The sequence below is a fragment of the Paenibacillus sp. F024 genome (assembly GCF_057814255.1).
On the sequence record NZ_JBVASZ010000001.1, the window covers coordinates 512,420 to 528,549 of the forward strand.

A 16,130-nucleotide genomic window follows, 5' to 3' on the forward strand; every position below is an offset into this window, starting at 1 on the left:
CTACTCCTCCATAACTTGCTGACTGCTAGACGAGGTTTTTTCTGTATTCCTTTTTGATTTAAAGCCTCTTTTTTTCATTTCACAGCTGCTCCCTCAGGCGCTCCCATTCTTCCTCAATCCCTTCAAGTCGCGACATGACCAGCCGATACATCGCCGCGCTCTCGATAAAACGGCGTTTGGTGACTTTAAAAGAGGCCATCTCTTCCTCCTTCACATGATCGATTTGGGATAAAATCGCAAGCGTCTCATCGACCTGTTTGGTGATCGATTCCACTTTTTGCCGCATCGCACGCAGGGAGATCATGCTAAAATCATCGGCGATGTGGTAGTAATCCCTGCGGTCGTTGCCGGTAGGGATTTTTTGACACATACAGTGCTTCTCCAAAGCGCGTACCTGGACGCTGACGGCGGCCTTCGTCACTCCGAGCTCATCGGCCATTTCCTGCAGGCTCAAAGGCTCGGGAGCAAAAAGCAGAAGTGCAAAAATTCTCCCGACCAGAGGGCTAAAGCCATCTGTTTCAAAGGAAAGAGACAGGTAGTTGCTTGCGGCCTGTTTGAGCTCAGAAAAGCTTTGCGGCTTAGAATTCATGGTAATCTCCTCGGTTATCTATGTAATTATCGTTAAGAATGTTGTTAACGATATAAACATAAGGCATCCTGAAAAAACTGTCAATCCTTCCAAAACAAAATTAACCAAACGTTCATAATTACCCTGTTTCACCATAAATAACCGTCTCTGAACATCCGCTGCGGCTGTATCAGAGACGGCTTTGATCCTTTTTTATCCATGAGGACCGTTTATTTTATCGTTTCAAACCATTGGACCTGCTTTGATGCCAGCAGTTTTTTCTGACCCTGAAAGGAATCATAGATGTTAAGTTTGTATCCCTTCAGCAATTGGACCAGATAAATGATTTCACTGTCCGACTTCTTAACCTCAATATTCGTATGCTTACCGAGAAGAAGCTTGTCTGCAGACGTGTTTGAAGCGCCGCCTTCTGCCGCTCCTTCAAATGTGAACTCCTTGGTGAAGTCGAGTTTATCCTCATTGTCCTTGATTTCAATGACTAATTTGCGGTCTTCCATGTTCGAGACGAGCAGCAAATCCTTGGACATCTCATAATCGAACTTCAGCGTCAGCCCCGATGGGTCGATGGACGGCTTGATATTGCTGAGCGACAGCTTATAAGGGGCAAGATCGATGTCTTTAAAATGCTCCAGAACCGTTTGATTTTCCTGAGGCAGCCAGAAAGCCGCCGCATTGACGTAGGCATCCGGCGTTTTGCCGATCTCCGTGAGCTTATCCTCTGTAACCGCATCGCCGATCACCACGTGCGTACCGGAGATCGGGAACGTTTTGGGAACAATGCCTGATAGCATCAAAAGCGCCGTACCTCCCGGATTGACCTTCGTCTTGATCTCCGCAACGGCTGCCGGATAAACGGTTCCGTCTACCGTTTTGAAATGGGCCACCATCCGGGTAACGTCGGAGAAACGCTTCTCCAGGTTCTTGGCTTCGAGCATGACCGTAAACATATTCGACATATCCCCGGTATAGGTTCTGACTTCCCGGACTTTATAGCTTGCGCTTCTCCCTACACTTGTCACGCTATAAGTTTCGCCTATATTGTTATACGCAATATTCATCAGCTCCGCACGATGTACGAACTCCAGCAGATCGTCAGTCTCACCCGATCCTCCGTTTTGGGAACCGTCCCCGGAAGTTTTTTCCTGAAGTATCAGCCTCACCTCGCCAAATTCGTAGGCATAAGGGACCTTGCCGATAAATTGAAATTGCGCCGACGCTCCCGGTGCCAGACCAATCACTTTATCCGTTCGGATCAGCTTCGCCTCCACCTTTACCGCATCATCAAGCTTAAAGTACCCCGTTAAATCAGGGATCGGCAGTGATACCGGTCCGTTGTTGGCGAGCGTAAATCCGGCGGTCAGAATGTCCTGATCCTCCCAAGGCAAACGCTGGACGGTATTCAGCCGGGCCGTATAGGTTCCCTCCTTGTTCGAGAAATTGTACGCTTTGCCCGTATCCACAAGATCCGATTCCGACACCGGAGGAATCGCAAAATACGCGATCGGCAGGTTCAGCTTTACATCGGTTGCATTCTGAATGATCACAAGCTGCCAGCCCTCCAGCTTTACGGAAACGGGAACGGAGCCGGAAAGCATAATCTCTTTGTCCACTTGTGGATTAATCGTCAGATCCTTCATTCCTTTGGCATCCAACGGGTACATGTACCCTTCGCTTGTGCGAAGCAAATACTGATATCCGGGAACAACCGCGCTGCGAGCCCCGATATTTTCCATATTCAGTTCAATGGTGGGTGTGTAGTTTTTTTCATTTTTGCCTAGCAGCACTTTCTTAACCGACGTTTTGACCGGGTTGCCGGCAATCTCGATCGTATGCGCATCTCCAGCCGCCGTTACGATGCTGTAGTTTTCCGGTACGGCCACTTCGCCGATTTTGCGTTCAAAGTCGGCCTGTGAGAAATCCCATTTAATAAACTCAAAAATAAGGTCCTTCAGCTCTGTCGTTTTATTCACGCTGGTATAAAAGCTTATATCCTGGCTCGATTTGGGTGTGATCCGGTTCTTGTCTTGATCCTGCGGAAGCACGCGAACCGAGATTCGGCTGCCGGTTTTCGTTTTTAGCCGAACCCAGTAATCGATAAATAACAGGTCATTTGTCCCTGTGTTGTTGACCGTAACCGTAAATGTAACGGTTTTGCTCCCCTGCTCCGGCAGCAGCATCACATTTTTCAATTCAAAAAAGTTATTGCCGCCGATGGCAACCTTTCCCAGCACCGGTGCGCTTCCGATGGATATCGGGGCGCTGCTTGAGGGAGGCGGAGTACCGCCGTCCGCCGCAAAAGCGGGAACGGCGGAGCTGAGCATAAGTACGGTCGCCAGAAGTAGCAGGCATGCTTTCGTTCGATTGGATTTCGTTTTCATCGGCCGGTAACCTCCTTCTTGATTTCTGCTTCAATTCACAATGGATTATCCCAACGGTTTCGGCCCGGGCACATCCGGTTGGGCGTCCGGATTCTCTTTGAACTTTTGAATCATGGCGTCCCCTTCGGTCTGCCACTGCTTCAAAGCCTCGCGGACCTGAAGCCTGCCTTCCATCACCTGCTGAAGCTTCTGGTGCCCGATGGACTGCACATCATATAATCTCGGGTTTTCAAGATACAGCTTGTTGTCCTCAAAAGGCACCGGCAATAAAGTCGTGAACGCTTGCTGATTGTACTCCGCTCCGTCCTTTTTCTTTATATATTTTTGCCGGGACACGATATTGTGAGAGCTGCCGGCCTTCAGCCGTGCCCAATCCTCACCGTTAATAAACTTCAAAAACTTCCAGGCTTCCTCCGCATTTTGCGCTTTGGCGTTAATGGACATAATACCGTCCATCCCGATATAGCCCCCCATGTCCGGCGCCTCTTGATGAACCGGCAGCGTCACGACATCCCACTCGAATGCAGAAAATCCGTTGTACTGCTCAGTATTCTTCATCACATTGATGATCCGATCAAGCTCGCCATAGTTGATAATCGACATCGCCACGCGCCCCGACAGAAAATCGTCATGAAAGAACGGGTTTTCATTCTGGCCCGACATTCCGTTCATTTTGGACATATCGAGCGGTCCGGGAACAAGCTTTTCGCTGTTAATCTGCAGCATCGTTTTCCAAGCGTTCTCCCACTGAACCGAATCGACCGTCATTTTGTCGCCGCTGTCGTTGAACATTTTCAGCTGAAGAGGCGCGGTATACAGCTGTGTTGCCCAGGACATATCCCCGCCCATATTGTATGTCGAGAAGGAGAATCCGTACTTTCGGTTTTCACCCTCGCCCTTGGCCAGCCGCCGTGCCAAATCAAACGTTTGCTCCCAAGTCATTTTGTCCGTAGGATAAGGAACGCCCGCTTCGTCAAACAGCCTTTTATTGTAAATGACGGCGGAGGAGTTGAAGGTTGGCGCAAGCGCATAGATTTTACCTTCACCGACCTTTTTGATGCCCTCAATGACAGCCGGCACAATATCGTTGATATCGAATTTGTCTTTGGTGATCAACGGGTCGAGCTGCGTAAGCATATTATTGTTAATTAAATCCGGAAGCTGCTCATATCCGACCATAACGATATCCGGAGGATTGTCTCCCTGCATCGATTTCTTGAGCTTTTCGAGAGGATCCTCCGGCTTCTCCTCCCTGTTCGGCCGGCCACCGTACATATAACGATCGTCCTGCATCGGAATAATCTCAATCGTCACATTCGGATTGGCAAATTCATAAAGCTCGGTAAACCGCTGACGAAAATATTCATCATTCGCGCCATATGACGTTGTAGCAATGCGCAGCGTGCGCTCCGTGTTGTCCGTCGGATTCGGACCCGTACAAGCTGCAAGTAAAGACGTCATCATACTTGTGCTGAGCGACAGCGCCGCCGTTCTTTTGATCCATTTGTACATACTGAAAACCCCTCCGATGGAATAGTTAAAGCCGAGCTTATTTCAATTTGCACTGCAATTTAATCCAGTGAATTTGGGGGTTTGATCATGATTTTCTCCCCATCAAACTCCATGGATGCCTTGCCGTCGATTCCAAGCGCCTGCAAATACGTTCTAGGAATTTGCAGGCGACCCGCCCGGTCAAGCACCACGTACTCCTCATGGACATCATGAATCGTCCCCTTGCCTGCGGCTGCATCACCCTCCGCCTGGCCCAGGTTCGGATTCCGCTTGATGAATTCAGTACTCGTCATCCCGTCACGGATCGCAACCACCCGGTCCACCTTGCCGGCCAGCGTCATATCATGCGTTACGATCACGATGGTAACCCCAAGCTCCGTATTAAAACGGCGAAAGATGTCCATGATCATATCCGACGTCTTCGTATCGACGGAGCCGGTCGGTTCGTCGGCCAATAGAAGGGACGGACGGTTGGCCAGTGCGATCGCGATCGCTACGCGCTGCTGCTCGCCTCCGGAGAGCTGCTGCAGCTTGTTATTCAAGCGGTCCTTAAGACCCACCCATTCCAATAGCTGTTTGGCGTAATAGCGGTCAAGCTTTCCGCTCAGCATCATCGGCATCTCCACATTTTCCAGCGCGGTTAAATACGGCACCAGATTGCGGGCATTGTTCTGCCAAATAAAGCCGACGGTATTGCGTTTATACCGGACCAGCTCATCGTCTGTAATTTTGAGCAGATTCCATTCCCCCACGCGCACCCGCCCGGCCGAAGGACGGTCGAGGCCGCCGAGGATGTTCAGCAGCGTCGATTTGCCGCTCCCGCTGTTGCCGATAATCGCCATCATCTCACCTTTGTCTACGGTGAAGTTCAGTCCCTGCAGCGCAACAACTTCGATATCGTCGCTCTTATATATTTTGACGAGACCATCGCATTGAATCACCGCATCATTTCTCCTCTCCCAGCTTTACAGCCTGATGGACGCGCAGGCGTCGGATATGAAGGAACAACAATCCCGCTCCGGTCATCATCATGACCGCTACGACGACATAGAGCTGATCCATATCGCGGGCGTCAAAAATGACTCGAAACGGAGGCACCTGCGTCTTGACATTCTCCGCCGTTTGGAGAAAGGGTAAGAACAGGTAACTCGTCAATTTCCCGATGCCCAGTCCCAGCGCGATCGCCAAGCCTGCCGTAAGCATCTGCTCAAGCAGCAGCATTCCCGTCAATTGACGTCTGGATAGGCCCATCGCGCGCAATACGCCGAACTGCACCACTCGACTGGACAAATTGAAAAACCAGTACAGGATATATCCGATCAGCGAAACGAGTACTGACACGAGGAAGCCGAGGCTCAAAATACCGAACACGCCTCCGCGGGCAGGATGCCTCTTCTGCAAAATCAGCTCGTTGCGGACATCTTTAACGCTTGCAATGTCGATTTTCTTTTCGTTGAGCGCTTCAATCAGCGGAGTGACCTTGGCCCCTTCGTCCATTTTCAGCCACACCTCATAGGGCGTTACCGGCGCCTGGTCATAAATATATTCCAGATTGGCGATCATAAACGGCGTTTGCTCCGGATACTGACTCGGCCAGTAAGGAACGGTCGCCACGACGATGAATTCAACAGGCTGGCCGGATATCGTAATATTCATTAAATCTCCCGGCTTGATCTGATGCCTCTGGGCAAACGTTGTCGGAATAATGACCGCTTGCTCGTATTGTCCAAGCAAATTCAAATAATGGTTCGGATGAGTAGAAAACAAATCTTTTCGGAACCAGGCCACCTCGGCAAAATCCACGTTATCGATTCCCATCACCATGCCTTGGCCCAGCGATTTGCCGGAAACGACGACATTACTCTTGGAGAGCAGGACTCGCGCCGCATGCTGTACGCCTTCCAGCTCGCGGAACACCTCAAAGGGCGGTTCGATATAGCGCAGCACCGGCGGCGGCCCCCCCAAGCCCCCTCCGGGACTTCCCGGTTGTCCGGGTCCTCCCGGTCCCGGATTCGATCCTCCGGGATTTTGCCGATTCCCTCCCGGATTTCCCTGTCCCTGCCCTTGTCCTTGGCCGCCTCCGGGATTCGGAGCCTGCGGGAGCTCATCGGAGACCGCCTGCCAATCCGCCATCATGACCACGTCCGTCCCATAGGAATACAAAATACGGTCCGTCGAGTTCTGGTCGATCGTCCTCGCTGCCGAGGCGTTATACACCCCGAGCCCCAATGTCAGAATCAGCAGCAGCATCAACGGGTAATATGAAGCAGACGACCGCGACAGCTGTGTCAAAGTAAGGTACACCGGAACTGGGAGCACCCGCTTTCCGAGCCAATTGCCCAAGCGCAGCAGCCACGGAAAGATTCGAAGAAAGAACAATCCGAGACCGATGATCGATAACGCCGGAATGAAAAAGAGCAGCGGATGCACCTGCAGCTGATCCGTCGTCATCCCCGTCTGCGCAAACAGAAGCTGGCGCTGTCCGAACAAGTAGTACCCGTAGCCGACCAAACACAGCAGCAGCACATCAAGGAACCATTTTTGCCAGAACGGCTTCTTGTCTGAGCGCGCCAGTTGTTGTTTATAGCTGACAATTGAGGCTCTCGCGTATACCATGGCAGGCAGAACACTGGCCATCAGCGCAAGGATTACCGCAGCCGCTCCGTAAAACAGCGCCTCCCCGGACAAGCCGGCCGGTACCGCCTTGCGGTCCACGAAGGTCAGAAAGCCGCTGGAGGAACCTATGCTTTTGGCCATAAACCAGCCGAGCAGCGGACCTAGGATTAAAGCTGTCGTTCCCAGCAGAATGCCCTCCAGCAGATAGATCCATATGATTTGCCTGGTGCTGCCCCCCCGGCTTCGAATGACTGCGATCACAGTTCGCTGCCGGTCAAGCGACTGTTTGGCATTCATGACGATATAATAGAACACCATAGCAATCATGGGAGCGGCTAACGTAAATAACAAAATTTGCAGCTGCAGGCTTTGTACTTTAAATTCCTGCAGCAGCGGGATGAATGATACGTCCACACGGGTGTCCTTCAGCTTCTGATACACCGTGATGTCGAGCCGTTCCAGCTTGCGCTCCAGCGAGGAGAGCTGATTCGTTTTGATTTCCCGCAGATCAAAGGCGTAATACCAGTTAGCCAGATTAAGCGGAATTTTCTTCTTCTTTAAAAGCTCATCGTTAAAAGCCGTTTCACTCATAAAAAAAGTAGTGACAAGTCCTTCCATCCCTTGAAACCAATACGGATCGGCATCATACCTCGGCTTAAACGTGCCTGTGATTTTCACCTTCAGCGGAGTGATGCCGAGTCCCCCTGTAATCGGGTAGTTAAACACGTCGCCGACGCGCATATCTCCTCTGAACATGGCCTCCTCGTGTATGACCGCTTCGATCATGCCGCCTTGAGGCTGATCGGAGAACCAGTTCCCCTGCGTCAGCTCGACTTGCTCCTTCAAGCCGCTTTGCGCCGTCAGCGTCATCTGTCTGCGCTTGCTTGGATCCACTTTCGTCGGGTCGTCAGGAGTAAGCTGCGAGCCCCGGATGGACATGCTTCGAACGTAAGCTTGGTAAGGAAAACCAATCTCCTGCGGCAGCCCTTCTTTGATATATGCGTCCACATCGGTGAAAGCGCCGATGTCCGCCCGGTCATTGCCGGAAGCTTGATAACGGATCATGACCGAACCGGCCGACATGCCTTCGCTTTTCTCCTGCAGCGTGGAGGATACGACCCTTTTCAGCGAGCCCTCCGAATACATAGGTATGCTGGTTGTAAAGGCGACAGCCATGATGAGGCCGGCCAGCGTGCTGAGCGTAAGCCAGCGCGTGTTCCACATTTTGCGAAATAAAAAACGGAGCATGACCATCAGCGTCCCACTACTTTCTGCCCGGGGGTAAGACCTTTTACAATCTCCACATCGGTCGACGTCTGCTGGCCGATTTCCACGTCCACTTCCCGTTTGCCGCCTTGGTCATCCACGACCTGTACATAGCTGCGGCCTGCATAGGTGCGAAGCGCAGCAAGCGGAATGACGACCGCATTCTCCTTACGCTGCGTAATTACCGACACACTGAGAGGCGTGCCGCGATTCATATTCTCCGGGAACGGTTCCAATTGAACGATCATGTAGTTTTCAATCGAGTCCGGCTCTCTGCTCTGGCCGTCTCCTGGAAACCCGCCGTTTCCTCCGCTGCCATCGTTGTCCTTCGGATTCGGCAGCTGCCGCACCTTGCCTTTGTGCTGGCCGGCCGCATTAATATCTACGACGACCTCCATTCCGACAGCCACCTTCTTCAAGTCGTCTTGACTCAGCGTGGCTGCCACGGTAAGCTGCGACAAGTCGGCGATCGTCGCGACCGCATCATAGGCTTTCGCCGTATCACCCTTCTTCAGATATACGGATACGACAGTTCCGGAGAACGGGGCCGTCAGCTTCGCCCCCGCGATGGCCTTCTCCAGCTTGATCAGCTCTTCGCGCTTCAGCTCAAAATCGATCTTCGCCTGCTCCAGCTGCTCTGCGCTCATCTCGTCGGCCTTGCGCAGCGACTCGATCATAGTCAGCTCATCCTTGCGTGTCTGCAGCCGCTTTTGCTTAAGCTGACTTTCCAGCTCCGTAACGTCCAGCTCGGCAATCACTTGCCCTTGTGTCACTTGATCGCCGCTCTTAACGGCTATATTCTTGATCCGGCGGCTGGCCTCATCGGTAAAGTACAAGTCTTCCTCCACCGTCGCCATCAGCTTGCCGGAGCCGCGCACCTTCGTTTCCAGCGTATCCGTCTTCACCACGTATTCCGGCTTCTTGGACAGCTGGGGCGGCTTGACGATAGGCACAATTTCCTCCTCTTCTTCCTTAGGAAGAAGCGAGCAGCCCGAAGAAAATACCAGCGACGCTGCGAGGCATACGAGCAAAAAAGCTTTGGCCGCTTGCTTAACCATTGATAAATTTTCCATCCACCATTTCAAATACACGGTCGGCAACCTCCATTATTGTCGGATCATGTGTAGTCATGCAGATTGTCATTCGCTCCGTACGAATGATGTCCCGGAAGACGGCCATGACCTGAGCTCCCATTTGCGAATCCAGCTCCGCCGTCGGCTCGTCGGCCAGCAGCAGACTGGGCTTATGAGCAATCGCTTTGGCAATGGCCACGCGCTGCTGCTCTCCCCCGGAGAGCTCAAAGGGCCGGTGATGCATCCGTTTGCCCAGACCTACAAGCTCCAGACAGTGCGTCACCCGCGCTTTCCATTCGGATCTTGGACGACCGGCCATCCGCAGCGACAGCTCCACATTCTCCCAAGCGGATAAAAGAGGCATTAAAGCAAATGACTGGAAAATAAATCCAATTTCAGTTTTTCTTATGTACGTCCGCCGATCATCGCTGCATTGATGAATCCAATGCTCCTTAAATCGGATCTCCCCCCGGTTAGGCAGATCCAGCCCTCCGATTAAATTCAAAAGCGTTGTCTTGCCGGAGCCGGATCTGCCCTTCAGCATGATAAGCTGCCTTGGAAACAGCTCCATGTCAATGCCCCTCAGCACACGAAGCTCCTGTCCTCCCACTGTAAAAGAACGCTCCACACCGGATACGGTGAGGATCGGTTTGCTCGTATCCAATACAGGTTCGTGCTCCCCAGGTTCGTCTATTAGGGCCTGTTCCGAAGCAGCGCTCCCGATCGCTGCCGGCGGCTGCACAACGTCAGTCTCGGAAGATCCGTCATGCACTGCTGAGGGAGCTGCAGATAGCGAATCCCCATGCTTCACGTCTTGATGTCTGCGCAGCCATCGAATCATACGGGCCCTCCTTTCATTTACGGATTGACTAATGTGTAACTGGCATCCATTTAGACGATCATGTTCAAAAAAAGGTTACAGAAATTTCATGGATTTTTAAAAAAATTTCCAGATCATGAGAAGTTCTTCTTAATCCGTTTTATGCATGCAAAAAAAAAATCCCTTAAAAGGCAGGACGTTCTTAGTCCTGTCTTTTAAGGGATTTGATCATCATGCTGCAGGGCGGTCCCGCTGCAAGCCTTCGCTTACCGCGCACGAAACCTCTGGGAATGCTCCTTCGCCTGCTCCACGGTTTTGATGCGGTTGCGCTGCCATTCCAGGAGAATTCGGTCAATATAGCGGAAATGCACCTTTCCTGCGAATACCGCTTCCTTCAGCCCGGCCAGAATAAGCTCCTCGGGATATCCGTCTTTATCCATCCAACCCGAGATCGATTCCAGCTCCATCGGAGTAAGCGGGCGTCCGAACTCTTTTTCGAAGATGGTAAAGATGTCCTTCTTCCCCGATACCCCGGCGCCGGCCTGCTTGCGCATCGATGCACGTTCCTCCAGCAGCTCTTCCAGGCGGCATTCCGCCAACCGCTCCATCAGCGGCTGCCAGTTATACTTCTCGCTGTGTACGGCAGACAAAGGATCCGTCTCCTCATCGATCCTCAGCAGCCCTTCCTTCAGCAGCTTTTGCAGAACCGCAATCACTTTTTCCTGCGGGATCGACATCCGCGACTGAATCTCCTCGAACGTCGGAAAATCCTTGTTTTCCTTTTGCTTGAAGGCCATAACGTGAAGAATCAGCATCACATCCGGCTCCTGCAGCCGAAGCTGATTGTAATACCGGAGCAGCCAATAAGGCACATCCACGTTTCCTTCCTGCCAGCCTGCGAGCAGTGCGGATGGCAGCTCCTTCAGCTCTTGATCGATACTTCTCATGCTAGCCCTTCCTTTCGGACATTAGGGGTATAACCGGTACAGCAGCCGCGGGAACGGTATCGTCTCCCGAACGTGATCAAGACCGCAAATCCACGCCACCGTGCGCTCAAGTCCCAGACCGAAGCCGGAATGAGGCACGGAACCGTATTTACGCAGGTCGAGATACCATTGATACGCTTCCTTGGGCAGATTGTGCTGATTAAACCTCTGTTCCAACAACTCCGGATCGTCGATTCTCTGGCTGCCGCCTATAATCTCCCCGTAGCCTTCCGGCGCGATCATATCCGCGCACAGCACCACCTCCGGCCGTGCCGGATCAGGCTTCATATAGAACGCTTTGATGTCTGTCGGATAATGCGTAATAAATACCGGCGTGTTATATTGCTGGGCAATCGCGGTTTCGTGGGGAGCTCCGAAATCTTCGCCCCATTGGAATTCTTGGCCGTTCTCCTGCAGAAATTTGACGGCCTCGTCGTACGTAATACGCGGAAAAGGCGCCTTGATGCCCTCCAGCTTGGATATATCGCGTTCCAGCACCTCCAGCTCCTTGCGGCAGTGCTCCAGCACGGACTGCACAATATAGGCGACAAATTGCTCCTGCACCTTAAGGTTTTCCTCATGCGTGACGAACGCCATCTCGGGCTCGATCATCCAAAACTCGATCAAGTGACGGCGCGTCTTGGATTTCTCCGCCCTAAACGTCGGCCCGAACGAATAGACCCTGCCAAGCGCCATGGCCGCAGCCTCCATATAGAGCTGGCCGCTCTGGGTCAAGAACGCATCCTCATCAAAATATTTCGTATGAAATAAGCTCGTCGTCCCTTCTGCAGAAGAAGGCGTCAGAATCGGAGGGTCCACCAGATGAAAGCCGCGTTCATCGAAAAACTGCTGAATCGCCCGGATAATTTGCGCCCGGATGACCAGAATTGCCCGCTGCCGCGGAGTACGGATCCACAGGTGGCGATGATCCATCAGAAAATCGACGCCGTGCTCCTTGGGCGTAATCGGATATTCGCTGGTCAGCTGAATGATCTCCACTCCCGTTACGGAGAGCTCGTAACCGCCCTTGCTCCGGGTGTCTTCACGAACTACGCCCGTAATGTACAGCGAGCTTTCCTGCGTCAGCTTGCCTGTATCCTCCCAAACCTTTTCATCCACTTCGTTCTTTACTACAACGCCTTGAATAAACCCGGAGCCGTCGCGCAGCTGCAAAAAGCGGATTTTTCCGCTGGAACGAATATTATGCAGCCAGCACCCGATCGTAACCGTATCATTGACGTGCTGACCCGCTTCCTGAATCATACATAAAGTGCGGCTCATGAATGGCCATCCTCCCTGCATTTCGTTATGTATCTACAATTTATGAACAGACGTTCGCTCTAGGCCTCATCTCATTATTCTACATCATTGCGGTGTAAAATCAAACGGTACGTATCCCGCGCAATGACAAGCTCCTCGTTGGTAGGGATGACCAGCGCCTTCACCCTTGAATCCGGCGTGGTGATCGCCCGTTCTCCGGATTCCATCCGTTCGTTTGCAAACCCATCCAGCTCGAGCCCGAGAAAGCTTAAATTCCGGCAAACCGCTGCGCGCAGCATTGCGGAATTTTCACCCACGCCCGCTGTAAATATGACGGCATCCAGTCCGTTCATTGCAGCGGCATATGCGCCGATGTATTTGCGCAGCCGGTATTCGTACATGTCAAACGCAAGCGCAGCGTTCCGATCCCCCTGCCCCATCGCTTCGACGATTTCCCTCATGTCGCTTCCAATGCCGGAGATCGCCATGAGACCGCTGTGACGGTTCAGCATCGAATTCACTTCCGCCAGCGTAAGCTCTTCTTTGCCCATCGTGATCGGCACGATCGCCGGATCGATGTCGCCGCTGCGGGTGCCCATCATCAATCCTTCCAGCGGCGTCATCCCCATGCTCGTATCCACCGAGCGTCCGCCCATGATGGCTGCGCAGCTGGCGCCGTTGCCGATATGACAGGTTACAAGCTTCAGCTCCTTCAGCGGCCTGCCCAGAAAAGCCGCAGCCCGTTCGCTTACATAGGCGTGAGACGTGCCGTGAAAGCCGTATCGGCGGATTTTGTGCTTTTTATAAAGCACCATCGGAATCGGGTACAAATAAGAGGTTGGCTGCATCGTCTGATGAAACGCCGTATCGAAGACAACCGCCTGCGGAATATCCGGCATATTCGCCTCTACGGCTTGGATTCCGAGAATATGCGCCGGGTTATGCAGCGGCGCCAAATCAAACAGCCGTTTAATCTCGCCTTTGACTTCCTCGTTGACCAAAACAGAGCTGGAGAACGACTCCCCTCCATGCACAACCCTATGTCCGACCGCTTCAATTTCATTGACCGACCGGAGAATGCCGTGAACCGGATGAGCCAGAATGTCCAGCACTTTGCGAATGGCCGTCGTATGCTCCAGAATTTCCCTCACTTCCCGGATTTCCTGCTTGCCGGCAGGCTCAAAGTGCAATATGGCCGATTCCATACCTATGCGTTCCACTTTGCCCTTCGCGAGTACGGTTTCGTCCTTCATGTTATATAATTGAAACTTTAACGACGAGCTGCCTGCATTAATAACAAGGATGATCACAGCCGATCACCGTCCTTATCGTAGCGAAAAAAACCTTGTCCGGTTTTCGTTCCGAGATGTCCGGCCCTCACCATTTGCTTTAACAGAACGGAAGGGCGGTATTTCACATCTCCGAATTCCCGGAACATGCGCTCCATGGAGGCAAGCACCGAATCCAGACCGAAACGGTCGGCCATCTCCAGCGGACCGTAATGGAAATCATACCCGATCCGCATGGCGTTATCAATATCCTCCGCATCGGCTACCCGCTCCGAAAGCACATGCATCGCCTCATTGATCAACACACAAATTAATCGCGTAGTGACAAAGCCCGGAGATTCATACACTTGAATTCCTCGTTTTTGAATCGTCTCTTCCACGAACCTCTTTGTGCGGACGAAGGTATCCTCGCTCGTTTTCAGCGCTCTTATAATTTCCACCAAATGGATTTTCGATACCGGGTATAGAAAATGAAGCCCGATCACCCGCTCCGGGGACTTGGTTTCCGCGGCTAGCTCCGTCAGGCTTAAGGTAGATGTGTTGCTGGCCAGAATGATGTTCGGAGGACAGATATCGTCTAGCTGCCGGAACAGCTGCTTTTTGGGCTCCAAATCCTCAGTGATCGACTCGATGACCAGATCGCACTCCATCATCCGGTGCAAATACGTTTCTTTATGTATTTTCGACAATATAATTTTCTTTTCCACGGCAGTGATCGCCCATTTTTCCAGCTGCTTATCCAGCGTCAGTTCAATTTGTTCCATGGCTTGCAGGAGCTTCTCCGGCGTGCGGTCAACCAGCACCACATCCAGCCCTTTTCCCGCAAGCATTTCAGCAATGCCCTGACCCATCGTACCCGCGCCGACAACCCCGATTTTGTTAAAAATCATGGTGCTCACCCCTTTATTCATACTACCAGAGCTAGGATAGACATCGGAAGAAGGAATAAAAAAACATTAACCATATTTTACTCGAAAGACTCAGAACGTAATCCATTATCTCAAAGGGTTTCTTAATTACTTGATGAATTAACCATTGCAAAAAAGAAAAATGCCGCAATAGGTTCACATGAACGCTATTGCGGCGGCAAAGCCGGCAGCCGGGGTATGCTTTTCTTCATGGCTTGAATCATTTGCTGTCAACGGTTGGCATGATCCATGACCTATTTAAGGATGTACGCGGTAGCGGTCGATGACCTCGGCATTCATTTCGATACCCAGGCCTGGACGGTTAGGCAATGGCACCTTGCCCTCTTTATCAATCTGAAATGGCCGAAGGATTAGTTCATCTCTCAATGCATTGGGGTTTTGATCGAACTCCAGCCAGCCTCCGTTAGGAATGGAAGCCAATAATTGCAGGTTTGCCGCCATACAAACCGCTGAAGAGAAAACATGAGGAGTGCATGGAAGATGCCAAGCCGAGGCCATGGCTGCAATTTTTCGGCACTCGGTAATCCCCCCTGACCAGATGGCATCCGGCTGTACAATTTGGACGGCTTTGCGGCTGATGAGTTCTTTAAAACCGTAGCGCGTCGTTTCCTGCTCATAACCCGCGATGGGGATAGAAGTCGCTTGGGCAATTCGGATGGATCCTTCTATATCGTCCACGGCAACAGGCTCCTCCATCCAGGCGATATCCAGCGCCTCCAGAGCCCGCGCCGCTTTTAGCGCGGTGGGGACATCCCAATTGCTGTTTGCATCAACCATCAGAGAAACATCATTTCCGATCGCGTCCCGAACGGCCTCCACTCGTTTAAGATCGGCGGATAGCGGGAGCCCTCCGACTTTGATCTTTACTCCGCGAAAGCCGGTATTCACAGCGGCTCCCGCTTCTGCCGCCAGCTCAACAGGCCCCTTGCCTTCCGAGTAAAAGCCTAGGCTTGCATAAGCTTGCATGGAATCTTGATTGGAGCCAAGCAATTGATAAAGCGGCAAGCCCGCTATCTGACCTCTAATATCCCAAAGAGCGATATCGATACCGCTAAGCGCGGCAATAACAATGCCTCTGCGGCCATGCTGTACCGTCGTCCGGTAAGCCTTTTCCCAAATCCGCTCGACAGCGTTAGGGTCCTCCCCAATCACCAATGGGGCCAGCTCCCTTTCAATGACCGTTATTGTCGATGGTAAAGGCCCCCCAAAATGGGCGGCTTCGCCGATTCCGACCAAGCCCTCATCCGTGTATACCTTCACGAGTATACAGTTTCTGCTTGCAATATAATGCTGAGAGTCCCAGATAGGTTGATCCAACGGATAGCTTAAGCCAATCGTCTCCATTTTAGTTATTTTCATCTAACACCTCATCCTGGTGAAATGCAGTTCCTTCTTGACATCGATTGTATTAT

Annotated in this window: 12 protein-coding genes; all 12 read right to left on the reverse strand. The window is 52.1% G+C overall.

Annotated features, from left to right (window positions below):
- Positions 1 to 79: 79 nt before the first annotated feature.
- The 12 genes from ACZYR9_RS02615 to ACZYR9_RS02670 all read right to left on the reverse strand — a co-directional run bounded on the left by ACZYR9_RS02615 (position 80) and on the right by ACZYR9_RS02670 (position 16,077).
- On the reverse strand, positions 80 to 589 hold the full coding sequence (locus ACZYR9_RS02615; RefSeq protein ID WP_488976880.1) for a GbsR/MarR family transcriptional regulator: 510 nt from the start codon (positions 587 to 589) through the stop codon (positions 80 to 82).
- Between the two features lie 209 nt (positions 590 to 798).
- Complete coding sequence (locus ACZYR9_RS02620) at positions 799 to 2,967, reverse strand: hypothetical protein (RefSeq protein ID WP_488976881.1); 2,169 nt, start codon at positions 2,965 to 2,967, stop codon at positions 799 to 801.
- Positions 2,968 to 3,012: 45 nt separating this feature from the next.
- The gene (locus tag ACZYR9_RS02625) at positions 3,013 to 4,479 is read right to left on the reverse strand and encodes an ABC transporter substrate-binding protein (RefSeq protein WP_488976882.1); all 1,467 of its coding nucleotides are present in this window, start codon (positions 4,477 to 4,479) and stop codon (positions 3,013 to 3,015) included.
- A gap of 59 nt (positions 4,480 to 4,538) precedes the next feature.
- Positions 4,539 to 5,420, reverse strand: a complete 882-nt coding sequence (locus ACZYR9_RS02630; protein WP_488976883.1) for an ABC transporter ATP-binding protein — start codon at positions 5,418 to 5,420, stop codon at positions 4,539 to 4,541.
- 4 nt (positions 5,421 to 5,424) lie between these two features.
- Complete coding sequence (locus tag ACZYR9_RS02635) at positions 5,425 to 8,349, reverse strand: FtsX-like permease family protein (protein WP_488976884.1); 2,925 nt, start codon at positions 8,347 to 8,349, stop codon at positions 5,425 to 5,427.
- Complete coding sequence (locus ACZYR9_RS02640; protein WP_488976885.1) at positions 8,349 to 9,452, reverse strand: efflux RND transporter periplasmic adaptor subunit; 1,104 nt, start codon at positions 9,450 to 9,452, stop codon at positions 8,349 to 8,351. Before ACZYR9_RS02640 ends, ACZYR9_RS02635 begins: the two co-directional genes overlap by 1 nt.
- On the reverse strand, positions 9,412 to 10,275 hold the full coding sequence (locus tag ACZYR9_RS02645) for an ABC transporter ATP-binding protein (RefSeq protein ID WP_488976886.1): 864 nt from the start codon (positions 10,273 to 10,275) through the stop codon (positions 9,412 to 9,414). The genes ACZYR9_RS02640 and ACZYR9_RS02645 overlap by 41 nt, the downstream gene beginning before the upstream one ends.
- Before the next feature lie 245 nt (positions 10,276 to 10,520).
- Positions 10,521 to 11,201, reverse strand: coding sequence for a DnaD domain-containing protein (locus ACZYR9_RS02650; protein ID WP_488976887.1), 681 nt, complete (start codon positions 11,199 to 11,201; stop codon positions 10,521 to 10,523).
- A 21-nt stretch (positions 11,202 to 11,222) separates the two neighbouring features.
- Positions 11,223 to 12,521, reverse strand: a complete 1,299-nt coding sequence (gene asnS, locus ACZYR9_RS02655) for an asparagine--tRNA ligase (RefSeq protein ID WP_488976888.1) — start codon at positions 12,519 to 12,521, stop codon at positions 11,223 to 11,225.
- A 74-nt stretch (positions 12,522 to 12,595) separates the two neighbouring features.
- Positions 12,596 to 13,810 (reverse strand): acetate/propionate family kinase, encoded by a 1,215-nt coding sequence (locus ACZYR9_RS02660; RefSeq protein ID WP_488976889.1) that lies wholly within the window; start codon positions 13,808 to 13,810, stop codon positions 12,596 to 12,598.
- Positions 13,807 to 14,679: a 3-hydroxyacyl-CoA dehydrogenase family protein gene (locus ACZYR9_RS02665; protein ID WP_488976890.1), complete on the reverse strand. Its 873-nt coding sequence runs from the start codon at positions 14,677 to 14,679 to the stop codon at positions 13,807 to 13,809. Before ACZYR9_RS02665 ends, ACZYR9_RS02660 begins: the two co-directional genes overlap by 4 nt.
- A gap of 276 nt (positions 14,680 to 14,955) precedes the next feature.
- Entirely contained in the window at positions 14,956 to 16,077 is a 1,122-nt protein-coding gene (locus tag ACZYR9_RS02670; RefSeq protein WP_488976891.1) for a mandelate racemase/muconate lactonizing enzyme family protein, read from the reverse strand.
- Positions 16,078 to 16,130 lie beyond the last annotated feature (53 nt).